The organism is Micromonospora sp. NPDC049497 (assembly GCF_044465805.1).
Classification (GTDB): domain Bacteria; phylum Actinomycetota; class Actinomycetes; order Mycobacteriales; family Micromonosporaceae; genus Micromonospora.
On the sequence record NZ_JBITMC010000001.1, the window covers coordinates 393,831 to 419,271 of the forward strand.

Annotated in this window: 27 protein-coding genes; 14 read left to right on the plus strand and 13 right to left on the minus strand. The window is 73.8% G+C overall.

Annotation, left to right across the window (positions count from 1 at the left end; genetic code table 11):
- The first annotated feature begins 14 nt into the window (after nucleotides 1-14).
- Nucleotides 15-530, plus strand: a complete 516-nt coding sequence (locus ACIBR0_RS01870) for a GNAT family N-acetyltransferase (protein WP_396712159.1) — start codon at nucleotides 15-17, stop codon at nucleotides 528-530.
- Nucleotides 531-548: 18 nt separating this feature from the next.
- Here the strand turns inward: ACIBR0_RS01870 and ACIBR0_RS01875 are convergent, their stop codons facing one another.
- A complete protein-coding gene (locus tag ACIBR0_RS01875) occupies nucleotides 549-1,142 on the minus strand; it encodes a TetR/AcrR family transcriptional regulator (protein WP_396712161.1) in 594 nt (197 codons plus the stop codon).
- 111 nt (nucleotides 1,143-1,253) lie between these two features.
- Here ACIBR0_RS01875 and ACIBR0_RS01880 point away from each other — a divergent pair, with 111 nt between their 5' ends.
- The gene (locus ACIBR0_RS01880; RefSeq protein ID WP_396712163.1) at nucleotides 1,254-2,843 is read left to right on the plus strand and encodes an MDR family MFS transporter; all 1,590 of its coding nucleotides are present in this window, start codon (nucleotides 1,254-1,256) and stop codon (nucleotides 2,841-2,843) included.
- 70 nt (nucleotides 2,844-2,913) lie between these two features.
- Here the strand turns inward: ACIBR0_RS01880 and ACIBR0_RS01885 are convergent, their stop codons facing one another.
- Nucleotides 2,914-4,755: a tetratricopeptide repeat protein gene (locus tag ACIBR0_RS01885; RefSeq protein ID WP_396712165.1), complete on the minus strand. Its 1,842-nt coding sequence runs from the start codon at nucleotides 4,753-4,755 to the stop codon at nucleotides 2,914-2,916.
- Between the two features lie 189 nt (nucleotides 4,756-4,944).
- Here ACIBR0_RS01885 and ACIBR0_RS01890 point away from each other — a divergent pair, with 189 nt between their 5' ends.
- Both ACIBR0_RS01890 and ACIBR0_RS01895 read left to right on the plus strand, forming a co-directional pair.
- Nucleotides 4,945-5,976, plus strand: a complete 1,032-nt coding sequence (locus ACIBR0_RS01890) for an SIS domain-containing protein (RefSeq protein ID WP_357028334.1) — start codon at nucleotides 4,945-4,947, stop codon at nucleotides 5,974-5,976.
- 48 nt (nucleotides 5,977-6,024) lie between these two features.
- A complete protein-coding gene (locus ACIBR0_RS01895) occupies nucleotides 6,025-7,635 on the plus strand; it encodes a histidine kinase N-terminal domain-containing protein (RefSeq protein WP_396712166.1) in 1,611 nt (536 codons plus the stop codon).
- Nucleotides 7,636-7,641: 6 nt separating this feature from the next.
- Here the strand turns inward: ACIBR0_RS01895 and ACIBR0_RS01900 are convergent, their stop codons facing one another.
- Nucleotides 7,642-9,069: a glycosyltransferase family 39 protein gene (locus ACIBR0_RS01900; RefSeq protein ID WP_396712445.1), complete on the minus strand. Its 1,428-nt coding sequence runs from the start codon at nucleotides 9,067-9,069 to the stop codon at nucleotides 7,642-7,644.
- A 340-nt stretch (nucleotides 9,070-9,409) separates the two neighbouring features.
- On the opposite strand from ACIBR0_RS01900, the gene ACIBR0_RS01905 reads away from it, so the two are divergent.
- The 4 genes from ACIBR0_RS01905 to ACIBR0_RS01920 are packed head-to-tail and all read left to right on the plus strand — an operon-like array spanning nucleotide 9,410 to nucleotide 12,772.
- The gene (locus tag ACIBR0_RS01905; RefSeq protein WP_396712168.1) at nucleotides 9,410-11,122 is read left to right on the plus strand and encodes a nitrite/sulfite reductase; all 1,713 of its coding nucleotides are present in this window, start codon (nucleotides 9,410-9,412) and stop codon (nucleotides 11,120-11,122) included.
- A complete protein-coding gene (locus ACIBR0_RS01910) occupies nucleotides 11,119-11,277 on the plus strand; it encodes a hypothetical protein (RefSeq protein WP_396712170.1) in 159 nt (52 codons plus the stop codon). Before ACIBR0_RS01905 ends, ACIBR0_RS01910 begins: the two co-directional genes overlap by 4 nt.
- Nucleotides 11,274-12,038 carry a phosphoadenylyl-sulfate reductase gene (locus tag ACIBR0_RS01915; RefSeq protein WP_396712171.1) on the plus strand — a complete coding sequence of 255 codons (765 nt, stop codon included), beginning with the start codon at nucleotides 11,274-11,276 and terminating at the stop codon, nucleotides 12,036-12,038. Before ACIBR0_RS01910 ends, ACIBR0_RS01915 begins: the two co-directional genes overlap by 4 nt.
- Nucleotides 12,020-12,772: a sirohydrochlorin chelatase gene (locus ACIBR0_RS01920; protein WP_396712173.1), complete on the plus strand. Its 753-nt coding sequence runs from the start codon at nucleotides 12,020-12,022 to the stop codon at nucleotides 12,770-12,772. The genes ACIBR0_RS01915 and ACIBR0_RS01920 overlap by 19 nt, the downstream gene beginning before the upstream one ends.
- Before the next feature lie 83 nt (nucleotides 12,773-12,855).
- Here ACIBR0_RS01920 and ACIBR0_RS01925 read toward each other — a convergent pair whose 3' ends face one another.
- Nucleotides 12,856-13,113 (minus strand): WhiB family transcriptional regulator, encoded by a 258-nt coding sequence (locus ACIBR0_RS01925; protein WP_120731728.1) that lies wholly within the window; start codon nucleotides 13,111-13,113, stop codon nucleotides 12,856-12,858.
- Between the two features lie 444 nt (nucleotides 13,114-13,557).
- Nucleotides 13,558-14,508, minus strand: coding sequence for a diacylglycerol/lipid kinase family protein (locus ACIBR0_RS01930; RefSeq protein ID WP_396712175.1), 951 nt, complete (start codon nucleotides 14,506-14,508; stop codon nucleotides 13,558-13,560).
- Nucleotides 14,509-14,551: 43 nt separating this feature from the next.
- On the opposite strand from ACIBR0_RS01930, the gene ACIBR0_RS01935 reads away from it, so the two are divergent.
- Nucleotides 14,552-14,941, plus strand: coding sequence for a hypothetical protein (locus tag ACIBR0_RS01935; protein WP_396712177.1), 390 nt, complete (start codon nucleotides 14,552-14,554; stop codon nucleotides 14,939-14,941).
- A 40-nt stretch (nucleotides 14,942-14,981) separates the two neighbouring features.
- Here ACIBR0_RS01935 and ACIBR0_RS01940 read toward each other — a convergent pair whose 3' ends face one another.
- From ACIBR0_RS01940 to sodN, 3 genes are all read right to left on the minus strand, one after another.
- Complete coding sequence (locus ACIBR0_RS01940; protein ID WP_357028221.1) at nucleotides 14,982-15,389, minus strand: ATP-binding protein; 408 nt, start codon at nucleotides 15,387-15,389, stop codon at nucleotides 14,982-14,984.
- Between the two features lie 24 nt (nucleotides 15,390-15,413).
- Nucleotides 15,414-15,878: a GNAT family N-acetyltransferase gene (locus ACIBR0_RS01945; protein WP_396712446.1), complete on the minus strand. Its 465-nt coding sequence runs from the start codon at nucleotides 15,876-15,878 to the stop codon at nucleotides 15,414-15,416.
- Between the two features lie 65 nt (nucleotides 15,879-15,943).
- The gene (sodN, locus tag ACIBR0_RS01950) at nucleotides 15,944-16,348 is read right to left on the minus strand and encodes a superoxide dismutase, Ni (protein ID WP_222955761.1); all 405 of its coding nucleotides are present in this window, start codon (nucleotides 16,346-16,348) and stop codon (nucleotides 15,944-15,946) included.
- Between the two features lie 84 nt (nucleotides 16,349-16,432).
- Between sodN and ACIBR0_RS01955 the strand changes: the two genes are divergently transcribed.
- The 3 genes from ACIBR0_RS01955 to ACIBR0_RS01965 all read left to right on the plus strand — a co-directional run bounded on the left by ACIBR0_RS01955 (nucleotide 16,433) and on the right by ACIBR0_RS01965 (nucleotide 19,139).
- On the plus strand, nucleotides 16,433-16,783 hold the full coding sequence (locus ACIBR0_RS01955; RefSeq protein ID WP_396712180.1) for a S24/S26 family peptidase: 351 nt from the start codon (nucleotides 16,433-16,435) through the stop codon (nucleotides 16,781-16,783).
- Between the two features lie 141 nt (nucleotides 16,784-16,924).
- Nucleotides 16,925-18,100, plus strand: a complete 1,176-nt coding sequence (locus ACIBR0_RS01960) for an NADP-dependent malic enzyme (RefSeq protein WP_396712182.1) — start codon at nucleotides 16,925-16,927, stop codon at nucleotides 18,098-18,100.
- 76 nt (nucleotides 18,101-18,176) lie between these two features.
- Complete coding sequence (locus ACIBR0_RS01965; RefSeq protein ID WP_396712184.1) at nucleotides 18,177-19,139, plus strand: zinc-binding dehydrogenase; 963 nt, start codon at nucleotides 18,177-18,179, stop codon at nucleotides 19,137-19,139.
- Between the two features lie 157 nt (nucleotides 19,140-19,296).
- Here the strand turns inward: ACIBR0_RS01965 and ACIBR0_RS01970 are convergent, their stop codons facing one another.
- Together ACIBR0_RS01970 and ACIBR0_RS01975 are read right to left on the minus strand one after the other, a co-directional pair.
- A complete protein-coding gene (locus ACIBR0_RS01970) occupies nucleotides 19,297-20,262 on the minus strand; it encodes an alpha/beta hydrolase family protein (protein WP_396712186.1) in 966 nt (321 codons plus the stop codon).
- Between the two features lie 92 nt (nucleotides 20,263-20,354).
- Nucleotides 20,355-21,275: an alpha/beta hydrolase family protein gene (locus tag ACIBR0_RS01975; protein ID WP_396712447.1), complete on the minus strand. Its 921-nt coding sequence runs from the start codon at nucleotides 21,273-21,275 to the stop codon at nucleotides 20,355-20,357.
- Nucleotides 21,276-21,437: 162 nt separating this feature from the next.
- On the opposite strand from ACIBR0_RS01975, the gene ACIBR0_RS01980 reads away from it, so the two are divergent.
- Nucleotides 21,438-21,608, plus strand: a complete 171-nt coding sequence (locus ACIBR0_RS01980) for a hypothetical protein (RefSeq protein ID WP_357037976.1) — start codon at nucleotides 21,438-21,440, stop codon at nucleotides 21,606-21,608.
- Between the two features lie 50 nt (nucleotides 21,609-21,658).
- Nucleotides 21,659-21,850, plus strand: a complete 192-nt coding sequence (locus tag ACIBR0_RS01985; protein ID WP_396712188.1) for a hypothetical protein — start codon at nucleotides 21,659-21,661, stop codon at nucleotides 21,848-21,850.
- A 4-nt stretch (nucleotides 21,851-21,854) separates the two neighbouring features.
- Here ACIBR0_RS01985 and ACIBR0_RS01990 read toward each other — a convergent pair whose 3' ends face one another.
- The 3 genes from ACIBR0_RS01990 to ACIBR0_RS02000 form a co-directional block, all read right to left on the minus strand.
- Nucleotides 21,855-22,970 carry an acetate/propionate family kinase gene (locus tag ACIBR0_RS01990; RefSeq protein WP_396712190.1) on the minus strand — a complete coding sequence of 372 codons (1,116 nt, stop codon included), beginning with the start codon at nucleotides 22,968-22,970 and terminating at the stop codon, nucleotides 21,855-21,857.
- A complete protein-coding gene (gene pta / locus ACIBR0_RS01995) occupies nucleotides 22,967-25,042 on the minus strand; it encodes a phosphate acetyltransferase (RefSeq protein ID WP_396712192.1) in 2,076 nt (691 codons plus the stop codon). Before pta ends, ACIBR0_RS01990 begins: the two co-directional genes overlap by 4 nt.
- 147 nt (nucleotides 25,043-25,189) lie before the next feature.
- Nucleotides 25,190-25,369, minus strand: coding sequence for a DUF6104 family protein (locus tag ACIBR0_RS02000; RefSeq protein WP_396712194.1), 180 nt, complete (start codon nucleotides 25,367-25,369; stop codon nucleotides 25,190-25,192).
- Nucleotides 25,370-25,441 lie beyond the last annotated feature (72 nt).

The window sequence follows — 25,441 nt, forward strand, 5'->3', positions numbered from 1 at the left end:
CCTCGATCCGGCCCGTGGGGCCCGCCGACGTCGTGGTCCGGCCCGCCGGCCCGGCCGACTTTCCGGCGGTGGCCCGTCTGACGGTCGCCGCGTACGAGGCGGACGGGCAGCTCAAGGGCGAGAACGGGTACGCGGTCGTGCTCGCCGACGTCACGACCCGCGCGGAGCACGGCGAGGTGCTGGTCGCCGTCGACGGGTCCACCGGTCAGATCCTCGGCTCGGTGACGTTCGTGCTGCCCGGCACCCGGTACGCCGAGCTGTCCGGCCCCGGTGAGGCGGAGTTCCGGATGCTCGCCGTCGACCCGGCCGCGCAGGGGCGTGGCGTCGGGGCCGCGCTGGTCGACGCGTGCGTCGCGCGCGCCACCGGCCTGGGCTGCACGGCGGTGGTGATCTGCGTCCGCAGCGGGTACGCGGTGGCCGCCCAGCGGCTGTACGAGCGGCGCGGCTTCGTCCGGCTGCCGGAGAAGGACTGGTCCCCGCTGCCCGGCGTCGACCTGCTCGGGCTGCGGCTGGACCTCGCCCGGGCCTGAGGGTCGCCCCCGGCCGGTTCAGTCCGGCGGCGCGGTGTCGCCGGTCGCCGTCGCGCCGATGGCGGCGAGAAGCTCGTCGGCCACCTCCAGCGCGATGCGCCGACGTTCCGGGTCGGTGATGCCGGGCGTACGCACCGCGAACCAGCTGCTGTGCACGGCGAAGATCGCCAGGGCGGCGCGCAGCTGGGCGGCGGGTGATTCGTCGCCCCGGGACAGCACGTCGGCGAGCTGGAGCATCCGGTCGCGCATCACCCGGCCGGCGGCGAGGCTCTTCAGCGCGGTCTGGTTCTGCTCGAAGAAGCGCATCACCGACGGCTGCTCGCTGTCGAACATGCTGTCCGCGTACCGGCCGATGACCTCGCGCCGGGTGTCCAGGGTGGCCGGCTGCGACCGGGCCCAGGTGATGAGCGCGTCCATGCGGTCCAGCCGGTCCTCGACGAAGCTGGTGACGATTTCGTCCTTGCTCTTGAAGTGGTAGTAGAGCGCGGCCTTCGTCACGTTCAGCCGCTCCGCGATCTCCCGCAACGAGGTCGCCTCGTACCCCTGCTCGGTGAAGAGCTCCAGCGCGACGGCCTTGATGCGGTCGCGCGTGCCGCCTGTGCTCTCCCTCACGTGCCCCACCCAATTCGCTTGACCGGTCTCCGGTGCCAACTTACCGTGCGGCTAGTAAGGTGACTAGCCGGGCGGCAAGTAAGTGCGGCACTTCTCGCGGGGAGCTTACCGATGACACAGCCAACACAGACCGAGGCGAGACCCAACGTCCGGCTCGTCCTCTTCGGCCTGATGATCGCCATGATGCTGGCGATGCTCGACAACATGATCGTCAGCACGGCGCTGCCGCGGATCGTCGGTGAGTTCGGCGGGCTGGACCACTTCACCTGGGTGGTCACCGCGTACGTGCTCGGCACGACCGTCTCGACCCCGATCTGGGGCAAGCTCGGCGATCTCTACGGCCGCAAGTCGGTCTTCCTGACCTCCGTGGTCGTCTTCCTCGTCGGCTCGGCGCTCTGCGGCATGGCCGGCTCCGACCTGCTCGGCGGCCCGAACGACGGCATGGTCGAGCTGATCGCCTTCCGCGCCGTCCAGGGCCTCGGGGCCGGCGGCCTGATGGTCGGCGTGATGGCGATCATCGGTGACCTGGTGCCTCCGCGGGAGCGGGGTCGCTACCAGGGCATGATCGCCGGCATCATGGCGATCGCGATGGTGGCCGGCCCGCTGGTCGGCGGCTTCATCACCGACAATCTGTCCTGGCGCTGGGCCTTCTACGTCAACCTGCCGCTCGGCGGCGTGGCCCTGGTGCTGCTGATCGCCACCCTCAACCTGCCCCGGCACCGCACCGAGCACCGGATCGACTGGCTGGGCGCCGCGCTGCTCTCGGTGGGCATCACCGCGATCGTGCTGATCACCACCTGGGGCGGTAACTCCTACGACTGGACCTCGCCGCAGATCGGCGGCCTCGTCGTGCTGGCCGTGGCCGCGTTGGTGGCCTTCGTCCTCGTCGAGCGGCGGGCCGCCGAGCCGATCCTGCCGCTGGGGCTGTTCGCCAACCGCAACTTCGCGCTGATCTCGCTGATCGGCTTCCTGCTCGGCTTCGCGATGTTCGGGGCGATGAACTTCCTCCCGCTCTACCAGCAGACCGTGCAGGGGGCGTCCGCCACCAACTCCGGCCTGCTGCTGCTGCCCCTGATGTTCGGCATGCTCGTCGTCTCGCTCGTGGTGGGCCGTGCGATCACCAAGACCGGGCGCTACCGGGCCTACCCGATCATCGGTGGCGTGGTCATGGCCCTCGGCATGGCCCTGCTGACCCGGCTGGACGTCAACACCGGCAAGGTCGAGTCCTCGCTCTACATGGTCGTGCTCGGCGTCGGCATGGGCTTCCTCATGCAGACCACCATGCTCATCGCGCAGAACAGCGTGGAGCAGCGGGACCTGGGCGCGGCCAGTGGCGCCGCCACCTTCTTCCGGTCGATCGGCGGCTCGTTCGGCATCTCGCTGTTCGGGGCGATCTTCGCCAACCGGCTGGCCGAGTCGCCGGCGGGCGCCTCGTTCGGCGGTGGCGGTGGCGAGGCGGGCGCGGCGATGGACCTGGAGCGGCTGCGGGAGCTCCCGGGACAGGCCCGGGAGCTGATCCTCGGCGGCCTGGCCGACTCGATCTCGCACGTCTTCTTCTGGGCCGTGGTCTTCACCGTCGCCGTGCCGGTGCTCGCCTGGTTCATCCGGGAGGTCCCGCTGCGCACCACCAACGACACCCCGCCCCAGGCGGCCGGCGAGGAGCAGGCCGAGATCGCGCTCGCCAAGGCGCCCACGCCCTGATCCCGTCCCACCCGCTGCGCCGCGCCGTCCCCGTCCGGGGCCGGCGCGGCGTTGCCGTTCGAGCCCCGGGTCAGGGGCGGCGGACGAGGGCGGTCAGGAAGCGCCGGACCCGGTGCAGGAGGGCGCGGAGGCCGTGCGGGGCGGCAGTCGGCGGTCGGATGCCGGCCAGCGCGGTGGCCAGCGCCCGTGTCTCGGGGGCCAGGTCGGGGGTGGCCAGCGCCAGGTGGGCCATCGAGACCGCGATCGGTACCGGGCGGAGCCGCGCCACCCGGGCCACGTCGTCGAGACGGTCCGCCACCACGCCGGCCACGTCGGCGCGTACGGCGGGGTGCACCCAGGCGGCGGTGACCAGAGCGAACAGGGCCGCCTCGGTCACCCAGTCCTCCACGCCCCACACCAGGTCGAGCAGCACGCGGCGGCGGGTCGAGTCGTCCCACGGTTCGTCGGTGCGGTGGTGCAGCAGGCCCAGGCACGCCCAGACCTGCACGCTGCGTACCCACAGCGCGGGGTCCTGCCCGCCGAGCACCCGGCCCAGCGCGGTCGACGGCGCCTCCGGCGGGTGGACCAGGAGACCGAGCAGGTCCGACAGGTCCAGTGTGGCCAGGCCGACCGCCCCGTCGTACGCGGCCGGGGGATGCGGCCAGGCCGGGTGGGCGAGTTGCCGTACCCGCTCGCACGCCTCGGGTGAGGGTGCCGGCACCGCCGGTTCGGCGGTCGTCCCCGTGTAGCGCCAGAGCCGTCGGGCGGTCGGCCTGCGGGGTTCGCGCGGGTCCGGGTCGACCCCGTCGGCCATCTCGACGCGCAGGCCGGGTGCGGTAAACACGAGGGTACGCAGGGCGCTCGGCGGCGCCGGCACGTCCAGCCGTACGGCGGCGCCCAGGCCACGGTGGTCGTCCGCGACGACATGGCGCAGCGCGTCGGCCGCCGGCCCGTCGGCCGGGGTGACCTGCCCCAGCCACGGCCGGCCCCGGCAGCTCTCGGCGAGGTCGCCGTGCTCGTGGCTGTCGTCCGGGTGGTCCCGGACGAAGTCGGCGAGGGCGACCAGGTGGGCGACGTCCCCGTCGCGCTGGTGCCGCAGCCGGTGCGCGGTGTGCACCGCGCAGTCGAAGGAGGGGTCCCGGGCCAGGGCCCGGTCGATCCAGCCCAACGCCTCGTCGAGCCGGCCGTCGTCGGCGAGGGTGCCGGCGATGTCGGCGTACACGGCCAGGTCGTCCGGGTCGTGCTCGACGGCGCGTCCCAGCGCGGCCAGGGCGTCGCGGGTACGGCCGGCGCTGCGGTACGCGTACCCGAGCCAGACCTCGCCGATCTTGGACGGCGCGACGCGTACGCCCCGGGTGGCCCAGCGGACCGCGAGCGGGACCTCGCCGAGCCGCCGGGCCAGCGCGGACGCCGCGCCCAGCAGCAGGCCGTGCTCGGGGTGGACGGTGACCGCGTTACGGGCCAACGTCAGGTACGCCCTCAGCGCCGCCCGGCCGGCCCGGGGCACCGGATCGGGTGCGGCGGCGCAGACCTGCATGAGGACCCGGGCGGTCCGGTCCGGGTCGAGGCGTTCGGCGAGGTCGGGCGTGGTCACCCAGGGCACGCCGGCCCAGTCCGTTCCGGGGGCGTGGTTGGTCGCCGCGACGAGCAGGTCCAGCCCCTCGGCGGGCCGGCCGGCGGCGGCGAGCAGGTGGGCCCGGGCGACCACCGTGCCGACGAAGGCGTGGTGGTGCAGCGGGAAGAGGTCGACGGTGCGGTCCCCACCGGCGGCGACGAGTCGGGCCAGGGTCTCGTGCACCTCGGGCAGCGTCGGGGCCTGCGCCAGCGCGGCGGCGACGTGGCCGGCGGCGTGCTCCAGGTCACCGGCGTCGAGCGCCCGTCGGGCCAGGGCCAGCTCTTCCGCCGCGGGCAGCGCCCGGTCGTCCTCGGCCACGTCGTCCTCTCGCTCGTCAACTGCTCGGTGAGGTCGGGCCAGCCTAGGTGATGTTGGACCGCGGTAGTGATCAGGTGCGCATTCTTGATCGTTCGATTGCTCTGCCCAGATCAAAGGTGCAAGACTGAGCACGAAACGCGCGGCTAACGCGCATCGGGAGGAGTTTCTGTGACGCGTCCAGGGGCCGGCATGGCGGCCGACATCGACGAGCAGCCCGCCGGTTACGAGCGGCTGCTCTCCGCCGGACACGCCGGGGAGATCGCCCGGGTGGCCGCCGTGATCGCCGAGCGTCGACCCCGGCACGTGGTCTTCACCGCCCGGGGCACCTCCGACCACGCGGCGCTCTACGGGGCGTACCTGACCGAGATCCGCCTCGGCCTGCCCGCCGGGCTCGCCTCGCCGAGCGTGGTCACGCTCTACGGGGCCCGTCCCGACCTCTCCGACGCGCTGGTCGTCGGCGTCAGCCAGAGCGGTGGCTCGCCCGACCTCGCCGAGGTGCTCCGCAGCGCCCGCGCCTCCGGCGCGCTCACCCTGGCCGTCACCAACGCCCCCGACTCGCCGCTGGCCGACGTGGCGGAGTTGAGCGTCGACATCGCCGCCGGCCACGAGCGGGCGGTCGCCGCCACCAAGACGTACACCGCCGAACTGCTCGCCCTGCTGATGCTCGTCGAGGGTGTCCGGGCCGGCGACGGTGAGCTGCCGGACTCCGAGCGCCGCGCGCTCGCCACCCTGCCCGAGCTGGCCGCCCGCACCCTGGACGACCCCACCCCGGCCCAGCTCGCCCCGCGCTACCGGTTCGCCGCACAGTTGGTCACCACCGGCCGGGGGTACGCGTACCCGACCGCGCGCGAGGCCGCGCTCAAGCTGATGGAGACCTCGTACCTGCCGGCGCTGGCCTTCTCCGGCGCCGACCTGCTGCACGGCCCGCTCGCGATGACCGACCCCGACGTGCCGGTCCTCGCCGTGGTGGGCTCCGGCCCGGGCGGCCGGTCGATGGGCGAGGTGCTGCCCCGCCTCGGCGAGCGGCGCGCAGACGTCGTCGTGGTCGGCTCCGCCGACGTGGAGGGCGCCACCCGGATGGTCGTGCCCGACGTCGACGAGCGGTACGCCCCCCTGCTGGACATCCTTCCCCTGCAGCGGTTGGCGATGGCGCTGGCGCTGGCCCGGGGCGAGGACCCGGACGCGCCGCGGGGCCTGAAGAAGGTCACCGCGACGATGTGACGCCCGCCGGACGCGACGGACGCCGCGCGGCGTGGCACGCTGGTCTGCGTGTCCACGCTGCGCGACCTCGCCGAGGAGCACACCCAGCTCCGTCCGGCCGACATCGACCACCTGCACCGGATCGCCGGCGACTGGCAGTTGCTCTCCGACCTCTCGTTCGCCGACCTGCTGCTCTGGGTGCCGGTGGACGCCGACGGGACCTTCCTCTGCGTCGCCCAGGTGAGACCGACGACCGCGCCCACGGCGTACCAGGACGACCAGGTGGGCCGGATCGTCGGCGGGCCCGAGGTGGCGCACCTGGAGGTGGCCCACGGGCAGGGCCGCATCTGGCGGGAGGGCGACCCGGTCTGGTACGGGGACGTGCCCGCCCGGCACGAGGCCATCCCGGTCCGGCTGCGGACCGCCGCCGGTGAGGCCGGCGAGGTGATCGCGGTGGTGGGGCGGGACACCAACCTCTCCACCGCGCGCACCCCGAGCCAGCTGGAGCTGAACTACCTGACCACCGCGGACGACCTGGCCCAGATGATCGCCGACGGCACCTTCCCGCCGCCCCGGCATCCGGGGGAGACCACGTCGGCCCCCCGGGTGGGCGACGGGCTGGTCCGGCTCGACGCCGGCGGCAAGGTCACCTACGCGAGCCCGAACGCGCAGTCCGCGTACCGACGTCTGGGCCACGCCTCCCACCTGGTGGGCGAGGATCTCGCGGTGCTGCACCGCCGGCTGGCCGCCGACCCGCTGGAGGGCACCGACGCCGCCAACGGCATCCTCGCCGCGCTGCGCGGCGAGGCGCCGCCGCGGCGCGAGATCGACGCGCGCGGGGCGACCATGCTCACCCGGGCGCTGCCGCTGATGCCCGCCGGGGTGCCGATCGGCGCGCTGGTCCTGGTCCGCGACATCACCGAGGTACGCCGACGCGACCGCGCCCTGATCACCAAGGACGCCACCATCCGGGAGATCCACCACCGGGTGAAGAACAACCTCCAGACGGTCGCCGCGCTGCTGCGTCTCCAGGCGCGCCGGGTCTCCATGCCGGAGGCACGGGTCGCCCTGGAGGAGTCCGTCCGTCGGGTGGCCTCCATCGCCCTGGTCCACGAGACGCTCTCCATGTCCAGCGACGAGGCGGTCGAGTTCGACGGGATCGTGGACCGGGTGGCCAGCGCGGCGACCGAGGTCTCGGCGACCGAGTCGACGGTGGGCATGCGCCGCAAGGGCAGCTTCGGGGTCCTGCCCGCCGAGGTCGCCACCTCCCTGGTGATGGTCCTGAACGAGTTGCTGCTCAACGCCGTCGAGCACGGATTCCCGCCGGCACCCGAGGTGTCTCCGACGGCCGCCGGGCCGTCCGGCGCGCCCGGTCCGGAGGGGTCGGTGGTGCCGGTGGTGCCCGTGCCGGAAGCCGGCGCTCCGGTGCCGGAGGTGGTGGTGTCGGCGCACCGCTTCCGCAAGATGCTGCACGTCTCCGTGGCGGACAACGGGCAGGGACTGCCACCGGACTTCGACGCCGAGCGGGGCGGCAACCTCGGCCTGCAGATCGTCCGCGCCCTGGTCACCGGTGAGTTGCGCGGCACCATCGAGCTGCGGGCCGGCGCCCACGGCGGCACCGAGGCCGTGCTGGTCGTCCCGCTGACCCGTACCTCCGCCGACGGCCGTTCCGGCCCCTGAGGCGGGTCAACGCCGCCTGAGCAGGGCGACCGTGAGGCCGGGGCGCTGCCGGACCATCTCCACCCGGAACCCCGTCCGCAGCGCGTCCCCCTTCGCGCCGGGCACGGCGGCCAGCGGATCCGGGCGGCGACCGGCCACGACCAGCCAGACCCGGTCCACGCCGGCGAGGCACGGGGCCGGGCGGTCGCACTCCGCGGCCCACAGGTCACCCCGCCTCGCCTGGTCCTCGGTCACCAGCACGTCGCGGGGGAGACGGTCGTCCAGGTGGTACGCGAGACCCAGATCGAGGAAGAGCCAGCTGTCCCGGGGCGAGTAGACGACGGCGTCGCCGGGCTGCCGTTGCTCCCCGACGATCCGCGCCGCGCCCCGGTAGTCGACGGTTGCGCCGCGCGGCCACTCGTGCGTCCGGCGCAGCGCGAACTGGTCGGGCAGGCCGAGGAGGCCGGCCAGGACCACCACCGGCAGCGCGGCCGGCAGGGCCACGGCGGCCAACGCCGCACCGGCGAGGACGCAGGCGAACGGCACCACGAAGACCAGGTACCGGGGAACCCACAGCGGCACGATCGAGCCGGCGGCGAACAGCACCGCCACGGGCAGCAGCACCGCACAGCCGGGCAGCAGCGCGGGCCGGCCCAGCCGCGCCGCGCCGAGCGCGGCCAGCCCGACCAGGAGCCCACCCACCACTCCGCTCTGCGCGACCCCGCCGGCCAGCGCGGCCAGGTCGTCGGGACGGGCGGCGTCGACCCAGTCGAGCTGTCGCCCGCGCTGGGTCCCGGCGAGCAGGACCAACGGGGTGACGACCAGGGCCGCAGGCAGCACCGCGAGAACCCACCGACCCAGCCGCCGCGCCCGCTCCGCCGCCCCGCCCGGCCCCTGCGCGAGCACCCCCACCGCGTGGGCGGCGAGCAGGGTGAGCGCCACCAGGTGGACCAGGCCGAGGGCCGCGACGAGAAGGGCGTACGCGGTCCAGCGTCCCAGCCCCGGCCGGCGCGGCGCCGCGACCAGCAGCAGGGTCGCCGCCACCGCGAACAGGGTGGCCAGGGCGTACGGGCGGGCTTCCTGGCCGTACCGCGAGGTGCCGGGGAGCACCGCGAACAGCAGGCCGGCGAGCAGTCCGGCCCGGGAGCCGGCGAGGCGTGCGCCGAGGACCGCGGTCAGTCCGGCCGCCACGGTCATCGCGAGCGCGGACGGCAGCCGCAGCGCGGTCACCGAGTCGCCGGCCAGCGCCACCCAGCCGTGCATGACCAGGTAGTAGGGGCCGCTCGCGGCGTCGATGGTCCCGGCGAGCCGGACCAGGGCGCCGACCGAGCGGGTGGCGGCGCTCCAGGTGGCCAACTCGTCGCGCCAGAGCTGCGCCCGGCCGATCCCGGTGAGGGTGACCGTCAGGGTCAGCAGGGCCGGTGCGACCCACACGGGCCACGCCCGCATCCGCATCCTGGACAAACCGCCCACGTTCCGAGCGTCCCACACGGGCTGCCGCCCCAGCGCCCGTGATGTGGGATCCCGCACGCGCTCATTGGCTGGCCCTGTGAGCGTGTGGCAGCATGGCGTGCATGACCGCCGCTGTCGTCCGCCGCTTCGTGGCCCGTCGCCACGTCGACTACGGCCGCGTGCGCAGCGCGATCTGTCCGGCCTACTGACGACGCCCGATCACTCTGTCTCGGGCGCGCTCCGCGCCGGCTGTTCCGACACCGTTGTCTCCCGCCCGCTGTGACGGGCCGGCCGCCGCGCTCCGCGTAACCCGAGGCACCCGCAGACAACGGAGGACGCCGCGATGGCGGTCAGCAGCAGCACGGCCCGGCCCGAGGACCCGACGGCGCGTCCCGTCCGGGCCCCCCGCCGCCCGCGCGGGGAGGGTCAGTGGGCACTCGGTCACCGTGAGCCGCTCAACCCCAACGAGCGGATCAAGAAGGACGACGATCCACTCAACGTCCGCGCCCGGATCGAGAACATCTACGCCCACCGGGGCTTCGCGTCCATCGACCCGCAGGACCTGCGCGGCCGGTTCCGCTGGTGGGGGCTCTACACCCAGCGCAAGGCCGGCATCGACGGCGGGCGCACCGCGGTGCTGGAGCCGCACGAGCTCGAGGACGAGTTCTTCATGCTCCGGGTGCGCATCGACGGCGGTCAGCTCAGTCTGGCGCAGCTCCGCGTGGTCGCCGACATCTCGCGGGAGTTCGCCCGGGACACCGCCGACATCACCGACCGGCAGAACATCCAGTACCACTGGATCCGGGTCGAGGACATGCCGGAGATCTGGCGCCGGCTGGAGTCGGTCGGTCTCCAGACCACCGAGGCGTGCGGTGACTGCCCCCGCATCGTGCTGGGCAGCCCGGTCGCCGGGGTGGCCGAGGACGAGCTGCTCGACCCGACGCCGGCCATCGACGAGATCGTCAGCCGGTACGTCGGCGACAAGGCGTACTCGAACCTGCCGCGCAAGTTCAAGACCACGATCTCCTGGCTGCCGGACACCCCGCACGAGGCGAACGACATCGCCTTCCTCGGCGTGGAGCACCCGGAGCACGGCCCCGGCTTCGACGTGTGGGTCGGCGGCGGCCTCTCCACCAACCCGATGCTGGCCAAGCGGCTCGGCACCTGGGTGCCCCTGCACGAGGTGCCGGACGTCTGGGCCGGCGTGGTGGGGATCTTCCGCGACTACGGCTACCGGCGCCTGCGCAACCGGGCCCGGCTGAAGTTCCTGGTGGCCGACTGGGGCGTGGAGAAGTTCCGCGAGGTGCTGGAGAAGGAGTACCTGGGCCGCACCCTGCTGGACGGTCCGGCCCCGCAGCTGCCGGAGAAGCCGATCGACCACATCGGCGTGCACCGGCAGCGCGACGGCCGCAACTACGTCGGCGCCGCCCCGGTGGTGGGGCGGGTGTCCGGCGGGCAGCTCACCGAGCTGGCCGACATCGTCGAGGCGCACGGCAGCGGCCGGGTGCGGCTCACGCCGTACCAGAAGCTGCTGGTCCTGGACGTGGCGCCGGAGCGGACGGACTCCCTGGTGGCGGCGCTGCGGGGGATCGGCCTGGAGGCCCGCCCGTCGGCGTGGCGGCGCGGGACGATGGCCTGCACCGGCATCGAGTACTGCAAGCTCGCCATCGTCGAGACGAAGGCACGCGGCGAGGAACTGGTGGCCCGGCTGGAGGAGCGGCTGCGCGAGTTCGACGCGGACATCTCCATCCACATCAACGGCTGCCCGAACGCCTGCGCCCGCACGCAGGTCGCCGACATCGGCCTCAAGGGTCAGCTGGTGGTCGGCCCGGAGGGCCAGCAGGTCGAGGGCTTCCAGGTGCACCTCGGTGGCGGCCTCGGCATGGCGCAGGGGCAGACCGCCGGGTTCGGCCGCAAGCTGCGCGGCCTGAAGACCACCGCCGACGAGCTTCCCGAGTACGTCGAACGACTGGCCCGCCGCTACCTGGCCGGCCGGACCGAGGGCGAGACGTTCGCCAACTGGGTGATCAGGGTCGACGAGGAGGAACTCAGGTGAGTGAAACCCGTTCCGTGCCGCTGTACTGCCCGTACTGCGGCGAGGAGGACCTGCGGCCGAACGAGACCGGCCACGGCGCGTGGGAGTGCCACGCCTGTGCCCGGGTCTTCAGCGTCAAGTTCAGTGGTCTGCTGGGCCGGGGGGTTACCCGATGAGCGGCCTGCGGTCCGTCGCCGACCTGGGTCTGGTCGGGCTCGGTGGCCCGACGCCGGCCGACCCCGCCCGGCGGAGCCCGGAGGAGCTGCGCGCGCTGGCCGAGGCGGCCGGCCGGGACCTGGAGGGCGCCCCCGCCCTGGAGATCGCCCGCTGGGCGGTCGAGACCTTCGGCGACCGGTTCTGCGTCACCAGCTCGATGGCCGACGGGGTGCTGGCCCACCTGGTTTCCCGGGTCGCGCCGGGGGTGCACGTGGTGTTCCTCGACACCGGCCTGCACTTCCCGGAGACGCTGCGGGTCCGCGACGAGGTGGCCCGCACCCTGCCGGTCACCGTGCGCTCGATCCGGCCCCGGCTCACCGTGGGTCAGCAGGACGGCGAGTACGGGCCCCGGCTGTTCAACAGGTCCCCCGACGACTGCTGCCAGCTGCGCAAGGTCGAGCCGCTGGAGCGGGCCCTCGCCGGGTACGACGCCTGGGCCGCCGGCCTGCGCCGGGACGAGTCGCCGACCCGCGCGAACACGCCGGTGGTGACCTTCGACGCGCGGCGGGGCAGGGTCAAGGTCAACCCGATCGCGGCCTGGAAGCAGGCCGACGTGGACGCGTACGTCGCGCGCTGGAAGGTGCCGGTGAACGAGCTGTTCAAGCAGGGCTACGGCTCGATCGGCTGCTGGCCCTGCACGCGTCGCACCAAGGCGGGGGAAGACCCCCGGGCCGGCCGTTGGGCCATGTTCGAGAAGACCGAGTGCGGCCTGCACGTCTGACTCCGACCGTGGATCCCGTGGTGCTGGTCGCCCACGGGAGCCGGGACCCGCGGGCGGCCGAGGCGACCCGCGCGCTGGCTCGGGCCGTGTCGGTCGTCCGCCCCGGTGTGCCGGTCGTGGCCAGTTGGCTGGACCACACCGAGCCCGGGCCCACGGCCGTGCTGCGGGACCTGGCGAAGGCCGGGCACGCCCGGGCGGTGCTGGTGCCGCTGCTGCTCACCGCCGCGTACCACCGTCGGGTGGACATCCCGGCGGCGGTCGACGCCGCCCGCGAGTCGGGGGCGACCATCGCGGTACGGGTCACCGACGTGCTCGGACCCTCCGGCGGGACCGTCGACGAGGGGTTGCTGACCGGGCTGCGGCGACGGCTCGGCGAGGCCGGGGCGGAGGGCTTCGACGGGCTCGTGCTGGCCGCCGCGGGCACCCGGGACGCCCGTGCACGCGCCTCGGTGGGTCGGGTCGCGGCGGCCCTGAGCGACGTGCTGTGCGTGCCGACCCGGGTCTCGTACGCCTCTGCCGCCCCGCCGGCAGTGGACGCCGCGGTGGCCCACCTACGGTCGCGGGGAGCTCGCCGGGTGGCGGTGTCGGCGTACTTCCTGGCGCCGGGCCTCTTCCACGACGCGGTGACGGCGCGGGCGCGGGCGGCCGGCGCGGTGGCGGTCTCCGCCCCGCTGACCGACGCTCCGGAACTGGCCGACCTGGTCCGCCGGAGGGTCGACGAGACGGCTGGCTGAGCGGGCCTTCCCCGGTCCGGGCCCGGACAGCGGAAAGCCCCGATCGGGCGGACCCGACCGGGGCTTTCCGGCTCTGCGTTGGATCAGGCGGAGTGAGCGCGCAGCACTCGGATGCCACCGCGACGCTTGACGGCGCGGCGCTCCTCCTCGCTCATCCCGCCCCAGACACCGGCGTCCTGACCGGACTCCAGCGCCCACTGGAGGCACTGGTCGGTCACAGGGCAGCGCCGGCAGACGGCCTTCGCCTGCTCCACCTGCAGGAGGGCCGGACCGGACGTCCCGATCGGGAAGAACAGCTCCGGGTCCTCGTCGCGGCAGACGGCATCGTGGCGCCAGTCCATGGCGGCAACACTCCTCATTCTGGATGGGTGGCAGATATTGCAGTGGTGCTTTTCCTATATGCATCCGCACGCCGACCGTGACGGTTCGCGTCCGACTATTCGGCGGTGCGTGAGCAGGCTGTTGGAGCCGGGGACCTGCTGGAACAGCTCAACCTGCCGAGCATATCCAGGCAATGTCCCGGTAACTCAAGTTCGCTTGTGAATACTTTCACGAACAATCGCGATGTCAAGGGTGGCGCAGGGAAAAACTCCGGGCGGTGAGCAAGCCCACAACCCATTTGTCCAGATTTGCCGGGCGTTTGGTTACCCGGCGTACCACAGTCGAGGATCAATATAGTATAGTGCTCGTGACATTGCTGACATTTCCGGCACCTGTCCCCTCGGCGTGGCGGCTGCGTACGCGTTGCGGCTGCGAGCGCGTCAACCTGGGGCAGTACCCGAGACCTAGCAGATTACTCTCAGTGCGGCGGGAACGGATGTGAATCTGACTTTCTCCCGGTCGCCGAGATAGTCGCCGTCCAACTGGAAGGCCTGCGGACGGTTGGAGAGCAGGGTGAACTCGGCCACGTCGTGCAGCCGGAGCACCTGGCGCCCGTGCGGATCCGGTTGCCGCGAGAAGAACTGGGTCACCGTACGTGTCGTGCTGGCGACGCGGAGCTGACGCAGGGCGAGGACGTCCAGCCCCAGGTCGAACGACGCCTCCGGATTGGGATTGACCTCGCGGTCGCCGATGTACGTCCAGGGCGCCGTGTTCTGGATGATCACCGTGCCCAGCTCCTCCTCGGCCGCCTCACCGGGGCGCTCCAGCGTGACGGCCGGATGCCGGCGGTCGGAGGCGAGGAAGTACTGCCGGACGAAGGACCGGAAGTAGAGCGAGGGCGTGGAGACCCGGCCCCGGCGGCGAGCCTGTTCCACCCGGTGGATCACCGCGGCGTCCAGGCCGAACCCGGCGCAGAAGGTGAAGTAGCGGTCGTCGGCCCGGCCCAGCCCGATGGTCCGGTGCCGGCCCAGCCGCATGCCCTCCAGGATCATGCTGGTGCCCTCCGGCCACTCCCGGGGCAGGCCGAGGGCGCGGGCGAAGACGTTCGTGGAACCACCGGGCACGGTGGCCAGCGCGGGAAGGCGTTCGGCCGGCGTGGCTCCCGGATGCATGGTCGGGGGCACCGCGGTCATGAGGCCGTTGACCACCTCGTTGACCGTGCCGTCGCCACCCAGGGTGACGACGACGTCGACACCCTCCTCGGCCGCCTCACGCGCCAGCACGGTGGCGTGGCCCCGCCGCCGGGTGTAGCGCACGGAGAGGTCCACCTCGCTGCGCAACGCCCGGACCAGCACGTCCCGGCTGCGCTCACTGGTGGTGGTGGCCTTGGGGTTGACGACCAGGACGGCCCGCATGGGCGGCACTGTACCGCGCGGGGGCACCGGTATCGTGACGCCCGTGACCATCGACTCCGCCCCGATTCCCGTCACGCTCCGCTGGGCCGTACGGATCCTGCGGGCCGAGGCGGTCGCCGTCGGCCTCGTCGCGGCCTGGCTGGTCTGGGCCGATCTCACCGCCGAGACCACCGACCTGCCGTCGGCGCTCCTGGTCACGGCGTTCGCGGTCGGTGCGGCGGCGGCGCTCTGGGCGCTCGGTGGTGCGTTGGCCCGCCGCCGGGCCGGCGCCCGGGCCCCGGCGATCGTGCTCCAGCTCATGCTGCTGCCGATCGGCTGGTTCATGATCCAGGGCGGACTGGGCTGGCTGGGCGTGCCGCTGATCGTCCTCGGGCTCGGCGTGACCGCACTGCTCGTGAGCACACCCACCAACCGCGCCCTCGGCTTCGAGTGACCACCCGCCGGCCGGGCGGGCCCCGGTCACGGGGGATCGGTCAGTAGCCGGAGCCGCGCCGGGTCAGCAGGGAGATGGTCGCGCGACCACCGGCGGCCTGCGCCGACGCGGACGTGGTCAGCGCGGTCAGCACCTTCCAGGCGAAGGACGACTCGGCGGGCAGCTTCGCGCCGCGCACGGTCGGGACGGTGACCTCGACGGTGAGCGCGTCGTCGGTGACCGCGAACCGGCAGTCCAGCTCGGCGTCGCGGGTGGCGATGGCGAGCAGCATCGCGCACGCCTCGTCGACGGCGATCCGCAGGTCCTCGATCTCGTCGAGCGCGAACTGCAACCGCGCGGCGAGACCGGCGGTGGCGGTGCGGAGCACACCCAGGTAACCGCCGTCCGCGGGCACGGTGAGGTGCACGATGTCGTCGTCGGTCGTCGGCTGCCCGGTCAGTTGAGTCACGGCTCATCCCCCCGGTCGGGGACTCTACCCGCTCGGCCGGGCGGACGTGTGGGCACGGCCACGTGCCTCGGTGGCGAGACCGGCCAGGGCGTCGCCGGCGAGCCGGTACGGGATCCAGCCGTCCAGCGGTTCGGCGCCGATCGCGGCGTAGAAGCCGGCGGCCGGGTTCCAGTCGAGCATCGACCACTCCAGCCGGCGGTAGCCCCGCTCCACGCAGATCGCGGCGAGGGTGGCCAGCAGCAGCCGGCCGGCGCCGGTGCCCCGTACCTCGGGGCGGACGTACAGGTCCTCCAGGTGGATGCCGTGCACGCCCTCCCACGTGGAGAACGTGAGGAACCACAGCGCGAAGCCGACCGGCCGGTCGTCGCCGTCGACGGCCACGTGCGCGTACACCGCGGGGGTGGGGCCGAAGAGCCCGGTGGCGAGCTGCTCCGCGGTGAGGTGGCACTGCTCGGGGGCGCGCTCGAAGTCCGCCAGCTCGTGCACCATGGCGACGACGGCCGGCACGTCCTCGGGACGTGCCGGCCGGATCGTCGGTGCCGGAGAAGCGAAGGTCACGCCTTCTTGGTCTCCCAGAAGATCTTGGAGATCTCGTCGATCTTCTGCAGCAGCTCGTCGGCCTTGGCCGGGTCGGTCGCACCCTTGGCGCCGGCGGCGCCGGCGGCCTTGGTGGCCTCGTTGAAGAGCTGGTGCAGGTGCGGGTACTTCTCGAAGTGGGCCGGCTTGAAGTAGTCGGTCCAGAGCACCCACAGGTGGTGCTTCACCAGGTCGGCGCGCTGCTCCTTGATCAGGATGGCGCGGGTGCGGAACTCCGGGTCGGTGTTCGCCTGGTACTTCTCGCAGATCATTTTGACCGACTCGGCCTCGATGCGGGCCTGCGCCGGGTCGTAGACGCCGCACGGCAGGTCGCAGTGGGCACTCGCGGTCACGCGGGGCGTAAGGATGCGCGGAAGTCGCATCGGGATCCTCCATGGGAAGTTTGCGATGATCCAAGACGACATTACTCCTGGAGCCGCTTCCCGAGGCGGCTGGAGGTGAAACCGATGACCGCGCGACGGCCGGGATCCGCCCCCGGGCTGCGGTGGCCGCTCACCGCCGTACTGGTGACGGGTCCGTCCATGTCCCCGACGCTGCGGCACGGCGACGCGGTGCTGGTGCGGCGCGGCGGTCGCGCCGTCCGGCCCGGGGACCTGGTGGTCGCCGTCTTCCGCAGCCGGCCCGAGCTGCTGGTGGTCAAGCGCGCGGTCCGCACCTCCGACGGCGGCTGGTGGCTGCGCGGCGACAACGGCCTCGTGACCGACGACTCCCGGGCGTACGGGGTGGCCGACGTGCGCGGGCGGGTGGTGGCCCGCTACTGGCCCAGGCCCCGCCTCTTCGGGCGGCGCCAAGTATGACCCTACTCACATACCATGGCGGCGCTCGACACTATGCTCGGCAGGTGTCCGGGTGACCCCCCGCACCATGTGCCGCCGCTCGTCGCCTCACCTCGCGTTCCGACCGGCCGCTCCGTCTGTTCGACAGATCCTGGAGTCACCATGTCACCGTCCACCGTGGACCCCGCTGATCCCGTCTTCCGGCTGCACCGGGGCGGCAAGATGGCCGTCGCCTCGACCGTCCCGCTGACCAGCCGGGAGGACCTCTCCCTCGCGTACACCCCGGGTGTGGCCCGGGTCTGTGAGGCGATCGCCGCCGACCCGAGGCTCGCCGACGACTACACCTGGGCCGGGCACACCGTCGCCGTCGTCACCGACGGCTCGGCCGTACTCGGGCTCGGCAACATCGGCGCCCGCGCCGCGCTGCCGGTGATGGAGGGCAAGGCCGTGCTGTTCAAGCAGTTCGGCGGCGTGGACGCGGTACCGGTCTGTCTGGACACCCAGGACGTGGACGAGATCGTGGCGGTGGTGAAGGCCCTCGCGCCGTCGTTCGGCGGCATCAACCTGGAGGACATCAGCGCCCCGCGCTGCTTCGAGGTGGAACGCCGTCTCGACGAGGCGCTGGACATCCCGGTCTTCCACGACGACCAGCACGGCACCGCGATCGTCGTGCTCGCCGCGCTGCGCAACGCGGCCACCCTGCTCAACCGGAAGCTCGGCGACCTGCGGGTCGCGGTGAGCGGCGCGGGCGCCGCCGGGGTCGCCGTGACGAAGATGCTCGTCGCCGGTGGAGTCAACCCCGACCAGGTCGTGGTCTGCGACTCCAAGGGGATCATTGGCCGGCACCGCGACGGCCTGACCGGCACCAAGGCCGAGCTGGCGGAGCTGACCAACGCCGACGGCCGGCAGGGCGACATCACCGAGGCGCTGCGCGGCGCGGACGTGCTGATCGGCGTCTCCGGTGGGCAGATCCCGGAGACGGCGGTGGCCGGCATGGCGTCCGGCGGGATCGTCTTCGCACTGGCCAACCCGACCCCGGAGGTGCACCCCGAGGTGGCCGCGCGGCACGTCGCGGTGGTCGCCACCGGGCGCAGCGACTACCCCAACCAGATCAACAACGTGCTGGCCTTCCCGGGCGTGTTCCGGGGCGCGCTGGACGCCCGCGCGACCCGCATCACCGAGGGCATGAAGGTGGCCGCCGCCGACGCGATCGCCGGGGTGGTGGCCGAGTCGCTCACCGCCGAGGCGATCGTGCCGTCACCGCTGGACCCGCGGGTCGCACCGGCGGTGGCCGCGGCGGTTGCCGAGGCCGCCCGCCGCGACGGCGTCACCCGCTGACGAGGAAGCAAGGGCCCCTTCTTATCGCCTGGTGCATAGGAAGGGGCCCTTCTTAACGGCCGCTCAGCTTGTTACCGTGCCGATCATGCGTGCTGCCTTCGCCTCCCGCTTCGACGACGCCGATCCGATCGCCGCGCTCACCGTCGGTGACCGGCCCGAGCCGGCGCACCCGGACGACGACTGGGTCACCGTGCAGGTCACCGCCAGCTCGCTCAACCACCACGACCTCTGGTCGCTGCGCGGGGTGGGGCTGCGCGAGGACCAGCTGCCCATGATCCTCGGGTGCGACGCCGCCGGGATCGACCCGGACGGCAACGAGGTGGTCGTCTACCCGGTGGTCGTCACTCCGGGCGACCCGCGCGGGGTCTCCATCCTCTCCGAGTACTTCCCCGGCACGCTGGCCGAGCGGGTGGCCGTACCCCGGTCGAACCTGGTTCCGCTGCCGGCGGGCCTGGCCGCGACGGACGCCGCCTGCCTGCCGACGGCCTGGCTCACCGCCTGGCGGATGCTGACCACCAAGGGCCGCGTCGACGACGCCGAGGCCGTGCTGGTCCAGGGCGCCGGGGGCGGCGTCGCCACCGCGGCCGTCGCGCTCGCCGCCGCCATGGGCAAGAGGGTGTACGCGACCAGCCGCGACGCGGCCAAGCGCGAGCGGATCGCCGAGCTGGGCGCGACCGCCGTGGAGCCGGGCGCCCGGCTGCCGGAGCGGGTCGACGTGGTGATCGAGACGGTCGGCGCCGCCACCTTCGACCACTCGCTCAAGTCCGCCGCGCCGATGGCCCGGATCGTGGTCTCCGGCGCCACCGCCGGACACGAGCCGAAGGTCAACCTGCGCCGGGTCTTCGCCATGCAGTTGGAGATCCTGGGCACCTCGATGGGCACCCCGGACGAGCTGACCGCGCTGCTCGCGTTCTGCGCCGAGCGGGGCGTGCGCCCGGTGGTCGACAGCGTGGTGCCGTTCAGCCGGGTCGAGGAGGCCTTCACCCGCCTGCACTCCGGCGACGTCTTCGGCAAGGTCGTCGTCGACCACACCGCCTGACCCACCGCCGCGCGGCGCGCGCGCCGCGACGCGCCGCGCGCCGCGCCGCCGCCGCGCGCGCCGGCGAGGCCCTGTTTCACGGAAATAGTGGCCTCGCGGCGTGAGATGGCCACTATTTCCGTGAATTTGCGCGGGGTGCGGGCAGGCGGCGCGGGCGTCAGAGGCGGTTGTCGAGAATGGCGATGTCGTCGCGGGCGGCGTCGGTGGGGATGCGGCGCTTGGCGGCCTCGTCGCCGTACAGGGACCAGCGCAGGAACTCGACCGTGGTGTCCGAGACCACCCGGAGCGCCGGCCCGTCGCCGAGCAGCGCCCGGCCGTGGTCGCCCTTCGGCAGGCTCAGCATCGCCTTCGGCCACGGCACCTTGTCGTACGCGGCGCGGCCGGCGGCGTAGTCGACCACCTCGTCCGCCTGGCCGTGCACGAACAACTGCGGGGCGGCGGCACCGGCGAACGCGGTGCCCACCCCGAGCGCGGTGCCGGCGAACACCACCCCGGCGTCGAGCCGCTCGTCCCGGCCCGTGGTGAACAGCCCGATCGTGGTCACCCCGCCGGCCGAGTGCCCGGCCGCCGCCACCCGGTCGGTGGCCAACCGGCCCCGCAGCGGGTCGCCGGCCCGGCCGTCCAGGGCGAGGACCTGGGTGAGGGCGTACGACACGTCGGCGGGCTGGTTCAGCACGTCGAGGACGTTGCCGTCACCGCCCCGCGAGGTGCGCGGGAAGGTCGGGGCCGCCACCACGAACCCGGCCGCCGCCCAGCGGGTCAGCAGCGTCTCGTAGTCGGCCGGGCGGCCGCCCAGGCCGTGGCTGAACATGACGACGGGAAACGTCCCCTTCGCCGCGTCCGCGGACCGTTCCGGCTCGCCACCGGCCTTACCGGCCGCCGGGTACCAGACGGTCACCGGCAGGGGGCGGTCGCCGTCGCGGTTCAGCTTCAGCTCGCGTACGCCCACCGCGAAGGCCCGTTCCGGCGCGGACCCGGCCGGGACGCGCGGCGAGGGCGTGGCGACCTGCGGCGGCGCGGCCGGTGCCGCCGGGCGGGCGGTCGGGGCGGCATCGGTGGAGCAGCCGACCAGGCCGGCGGTGACCAGGACGGCGAGCAGGGCGGCGGTGACGCGAGGCGACATGAATCCGATTGTGCCTCGCCCGCGGGGGCCGCCCGGCCGGGATCGACGCACCGTGGCGGCGGGCTCGCCGGTTGTCAGGGGCGAGGCGGTGGTCAGGGGGCGAGGCGGTCCGCGTAGGCGGTGACGCCGGGCAAGTTGGCGTCGGCGGGGAGCCGGCGCCGGGCGGCCGGGTCGTCGTAGAGCGTCCAGCGGAGGAAGTCGGTGGTGGTGGTGAGCACCGGGTCGAAGCCGGGACGGCCGGGGATCAGGTACTCGCCGTGGCCCTGCCCGAGGACGCTCAGGAAGGCGGCCGGGCCGGGCGTGCGGTCGTACGCGGCCCGGCCGACGGTCACCGGCACGATCCGGTCGTCGGTGCCGTGCACGAACAGCACCGGGGCGGTCTGCCCGGCGAAGCTGCCGGCCATCCCGCCCCCGGCGAGCACGATGCCGGCACGCAGCCGGGCCGAGTGGCCGGCGGTGAACATGCCGGCGGTGGTGAAGCCGCCCGCCGAGTGCCCGGCGGCGGCGATGCGGGTGAGATCCAGGTGCCCGACGAGCGGATCCCCGCCCCGCGCGTCCAGCCGGAGCAGGTGCCGGACCACCCGCCACGCGTCGGCGGGCTGATGGCGTACGTCGGCGCGGTCGAACCGGGGCGCCCCGCGCCGGGTGTGCGGGTAGGTGGGCGCGACGACCACGAACCCGGCGGCGGCCCAGCGGGTGGTCAGGCCGGCGTGCAGCTTCGGCAGGCTGTGCAGCCCGTGGCTGTAGACGACCAGGGGGAACCGCCCGTCCGCCACCGCACCGGCCCGGGTCGGATACCAGACGGTGACCGGCAGGGGGCGCACCGAACGCGCGTCGACGGTGAAGGTCCGCACGCCGACCGCGTACGTCCCGGTCGGTGCCACCCGTGCCGGCGCCGGTCCACCGGTCGCGGCGGTGGCCGGGCCGCAGCCCGCCAGCAGCGCCGTCAGCAGCACGGCGACCAGCCGTTTCCCTGCCGGCGCGGGCTGACCGCCGGTGCGAAAGCCCCCCACCCCCACGGGTCCACGGTAGGGGTCCACCGGGCAGGCGTGGCCCCGCCGTCCGGACCGGCTCCACGCGCCACCCGGCCGGATCCGACCGACCGCCCGGCCGGACCTCGCGCCACGCCGTGGACGGGTCGGACGGACTCGACGGGCTTCGCTATGGTCACCGGCATGTCTGAGAACTTCACCGACCCGAGCGGTAACACCGCGGCGTTCCGCGCCTTCGCGAACCCCGCCGAGCCGGAGGCCCCGGCCGCCGCGTCCCGGACGCCGCTGCTCGTCGGCGTGGCCGTGGTCGCGGTCGTCCTGGTCGCCGTTGTCGCCTGGCTGGCCCTGAGCTGAGCGAGACCGGGCTGGGGCGCCCACCGGGCCTCCTCGCCCGGCTGCGGGCCGTGCACCGGGGCAGCGCGGTCGTCGGCCTGCTGCTGCTGGTCGCCGGTTTGACGTACGCGGTTGCCACCGGCTCCTACAAGTGGCACCTGCACATCAAGGCCGAACGGCTGCGCGTGGAGGGCGTCCCGGTCCAGGCCCGGGTGAGCGGCCGCAGGGACACCGTCGGGCGCGGCGGCGGCACGGCCCGGTGACGGGTCAGGCGGCGGCCACGGCCCGGGCGGAGCGGGCGATCTCGCGCTCCTCGTCGGTGCCGACCACGCAGACGGTGACCTCCGCGCCGTCCGGTGAGATGACGCGGTCGCCGCTGCCGGCGTTGCGCTCCGGGTCGACGGCGATGCCGAGCCGCTCCAGCCCGGCCAGAGCGGCCGCCCGCACCGGCGCGGCGTGCTCTCCGACACCGGCCGTGAAGGTGACCGCGTCCACCCGGCCCAGCAGTGCGTAGTACGCCCCCACGTAGCCGGTGATCCGCCGGCAGTAGACGTCGAACGCCAGCGACGCCGCCGGATCGCCGTCGGTCCGTCGCGCCAGCACCTCGCGCATGTCGTTGGCGCCGGTCAGCCCGAGCAGGCCGCTGCGGTGGTTGAGCAGGTCGTCGATGTCGTCGACGCCGAGCCCGCCCTCCCGGCGCAGGTGGAAGATCACCGTCGGGTCCAGGTCGCCGCTGCGGGTGCCCATCACCAGGCCCTCCAGCGGGGACATGCCCATCGACGTGGCCACGCTGCGGCCACCGGCGACCGCGCACGCGCTGGCCCCGTTGCCGAGGTGCAGGGTGATGGTGTTGACCTCGTCGTACGGCCGGCCGAGCAGTTCGGCGGTGCGCCGGGAGACGTACGCGTGCGAGGTGCCGTGGAAGCCGTACCGGCGGATGCCGTACCGCTGCGCGGTGTCCCGGTCGATCGCGTACGTGGCGGCGGCCTCCGGCAGGGTGGTGTGGAACGCGGTGTCGAAGACGGCGACCTGCGCGACGTCCGGCAGCGCCGCCCGGGCGACCTCGATGCCGGCCAGGTTGGCCGGGTTGTGCAGCGGCGCGAGCGGCACCAGGTCACGGATCGCGGCGAGCACCGCGTCGTCGATCAGGACCGGCTCCCCGAACAGCATCCCGCCGTGCACCACCCGGTGGCCGACCGCGGTGAGCCCGGTCAGGTCCAGTCCGGCCAGCACCTCTCGGATGGCGGCGGAGTGGTCGGCCGGCCCGCCACCGGGCCCACCGACCCGCTCGACGGTGCCCTTGTCGACCACCTCGTCACCGTCGTAGAGCCGCCACTTCACCGACGACGACCCGCAGTTCAGCACCAGCACCCGGTCGGTCACGCGGATCCCTCCGACGACGCCGCGGCCTGGATGGCGGTGATCGCCACCGTGTTCACGATGTCCGGGACGGTGGCGCCCCGGGACAGGTCGTTCACCGGCCGGCGCAGGCCCTGGATCACCGGCCCGACGGCCATCGCCCCGGCGGAGCGCTGCACCGCCTTGTACGTGTTGTTGCCGGTGTTCAGGTCCGGGAAGATGAAGACCGTCGCCCGGCCGGCGACCTCACTCCCGGGCAGCTTCGTCGCCGCCACCGCCGGATCGATCGCCGCGTCGTACTGGATCGGCCCCTCCACCAGCAGCTCCGGCCGGCGCTCCCGCACCAGCAGGGTCGCCGCGGCGACCTTCTCCACGTCCGCGCCCGCACCGGAGCTGCCGGTCGAGTACGACAGCATGGCGATCCGCGGTTCGATGCCGAAGCGGGCGGCGGTGTCCGCCGAGGAGATCGCGATGTCGGCGAGCTGGGCGGCGTCCGGGTCGGGGTTGACCGCGCAGTCCCCGTACACCAGCACCCGGTCGGCGAGCAGCATGAAGAAGACGCTGGAGGCGATGGAGACGTCCGGCAGCGTCCGGATGATCTCGAAGGCGGGCCGGATGGTGGCGGCGGTGGTGTGGGTCGCCCCGGAGACCATCCCGTCGGCGTACCCGCTGTGCACCATCATCGTGCCGAAGTAGTTGGGCTGCGCCACGATGTCGTGGGCCAGCTCGGCGGTGACGCCCCGGTGGGCGCGCAGCCGCGCGTACGCGGCGGCGAACTCGTCCCGCCACTCGCTGGTGACCGGGTCGACCACCCGCGCCCCGCCGATGTCGATGCCCAGCTCGCGGGTACGCCGGGCGATGTCGTCCGGTCGGCCGAGCAGCGTCAGGTCGGCCACGCCCCGGCGCAGCAGGATCTCCGTGGCCCGCAGGATCCGCTCCTCGCCGCCCTCCGGCAGCACCAGGTGCCGGCGCTGCGCCCGCGCGCGGTCGAGCAGGTCGTACTCGAACATCAGCGGCGTGACCCGCTCCGAGCGGCTCACGCGCAGCCGACGGGCCAGGTCGTCGGTGTCGACGCACCGCTCGAAGACGCCCAGCGCGGCCTCCACCTTGCGGGGGTTGCCCGCACTCGGGCGGCCCTCGATCCGGCTGGACGCAGCCACCGTGTCGTAGCTGTCGCTCGTCACGGAGAGCACCGCCAGCCCGGTGTTCAACCCCTCCACCAGCCGCATCGCCCGTGGGTCGGGCTGCTCGCCGAGGGTGAGCACCAGCCCCGCCACCGACACCTGCCCGGCGACGTGCGCGGCGCTCGCCGCGACCAGCAGGTCCGCCCGGTCGCCGGGCGTGATCACCAGGGCCCCCTCGGTGAGGTGGTCCAGCAGGGTCGGCACGTGTGCCGCGCCCACCACGTAGTCGAGCACGTCCCGGCTGAGCGCGGCGTCGTCGCCGGCCAGCAGGGTGGCGCCGAGCGCCGCCGCCACCTCGGCCACCGTCGGCGCCGACACGGTCGGGACCTCCGGGATGGCGTACGCGGGCACCGGCAGGTCGGGCAGCGTCATCGGCTCGGGTACGCGGTTGGCGATCACCGCCAGCACGGTCGCCCCCAGGTCCTCCAGGTCGTGGTACGCCCCGCGCGCCGCCGCCGCGATGGCCGCCGGCTCCTGCCCGAGGCCGTCGATCACCGGCACCACCACGCTGCCGAACTCGGTGGCCAGTCGGGCGTTGAAGGCCAGTTCACGGGGGCCGGCGCCGTCCCCGCCGTCGGCGAAGTCGCTGCCCACCACGACCACGGCCGGGCAGCGCCGCTCGATCTCGCGGTAGCGGGCGACGATGCCGGAGATCAGCTCCTCCCGGCGGCCGTCCGCGACCAGGGCGGTCGCCTCGGCGTACGTCGTGCCGGACAGGTCGGCCGGCGGCAGGTCGATCCGGTAGCGGTTGCTGAGCAGGGCGAGGATGGGATCGGGTCCGTGCCCGCCGACCAGCGGCCGGAACACCCCGATCCGCTCGACCTGCCGGGACAGCAGCTCCGCCAGGCCGAGGGCGACCGTCGACTTGCCCCCGCCGGACCCCACACTGGTCAGATACACGCTCCGGGCCACGCACCCACCCTAGAAGATCGCGAAGCCCTCCGCCCGGGTCCTCCGCCCCCTCCCCCCTGCCCCTCGCCCGGTTGATCAAGGGGTTTGCGTCAGGTTCGATCTTCGGCCTGACGCAAACCCCTTGATCAACGGGGCGGGCCCGGGGGGTTAGTCGTCGTCTTCGTCGTCTAGGCGGGCTAGGTAGGTGGCCAGGCGTTCGATCGGGGTCTCGAACTCGGGGTTCAGGTCGACGAAGTCGCGCAGGCGCTCGGCCAGCCACTCGATGCTGACCTGCTCCTCGCCCCGGCGCTCGACCAGTTCCTCGATGCCACGGTCGGTGAAGTACACGCGTACGTCCTCTCGGTTGCCGGCCCGGCACGAAGTCGGGGCAGGGACCGGCGTGCGGTCCCTGCCCCGACT

Excerpts from the sequence above, each read along its gene's own strand:
- ACIBR0_RS01880 (WP_396712163.1), top strand. The coding sequence starts at position 1,254 with ATGACACAGCCAACACAGACCGAGGCGAGACCCAACGTCCGGCTCGTC.
- ACIBR0_RS01890 (WP_357028334.1), top strand. The coding sequence starts at position 4,945 with ATGGCGGCCGACATCGACGAGCAGCCCGCCGGTTACGAGCGGCTGCTC.
- ACIBR0_RS01900 (WP_396712445.1), bottom strand. The coding sequence starts at position 9,069 with ATGCGGATGCGGGCGTGGCCCGTGTGGGTCGCACCGGCCCTGCTGACC.
- ACIBR0_RS01905 (WP_396712168.1), top strand. The coding sequence starts at position 9,410 with ATGGCGGTCAGCAGCAGCACGGCCCGGCCCGAGGACCCGACGGCGCGT.
- ACIBR0_RS01915 (WP_396712171.1), top strand. The coding sequence starts at position 11,274 with ATGAGCGGCCTGCGGTCCGTCGCCGACCTGGGTCTGGTCGGGCTCGGT.
- ACIBR0_RS01925 (WP_120731728.1), bottom strand. The coding sequence starts at position 13,113 with ATGGACTGGCGCCACGATGCCGTCTGCCGCGACGAGGACCCGGAGCTG.
- ACIBR0_RS01930 (WP_396712175.1), bottom strand. The coding sequence starts at position 14,508 with ATGCGGGCCGTCCTGGTCGTCAACCCCAAGGCCACCACCACCAGTGAG.
- ACIBR0_RS01945 (WP_396712446.1), bottom strand. The coding sequence starts at position 15,878 with ATGGTGCACGAGCTGGCGGACTTCGAGCGCGCCCCCGAGCAGTGCCAC.
- sodN (WP_222955761.1), bottom strand. The coding sequence starts at position 16,348 with ATGCGACTTCCGCGCATCCTTACGCCCCGCGTGACCGCGAGTGCCCAC.
- ACIBR0_RS01955 (WP_396712180.1), top strand. The coding sequence starts at position 16,433 with ATGACCGCGCGACGGCCGGGATCCGCCCCCGGGCTGCGGTGGCCGCTC.
- ACIBR0_RS01960 (WP_396712182.1), top strand. The coding sequence starts at position 16,925 with ATGTCACCGTCCACCGTGGACCCCGCTGATCCCGTCTTCCGGCTGCAC.
- ACIBR0_RS01970 (WP_396712186.1), bottom strand. The coding sequence starts at position 20,262 with ATGTCGCCTCGCGTCACCGCCGCCCTGCTCGCCGTCCTGGTCACCGCC.
- ACIBR0_RS01980 (WP_357037976.1), top strand. The coding sequence starts at position 21,438 with ATGTCTGAGAACTTCACCGACCCGAGCGGTAACACCGCGGCGTTCCGC.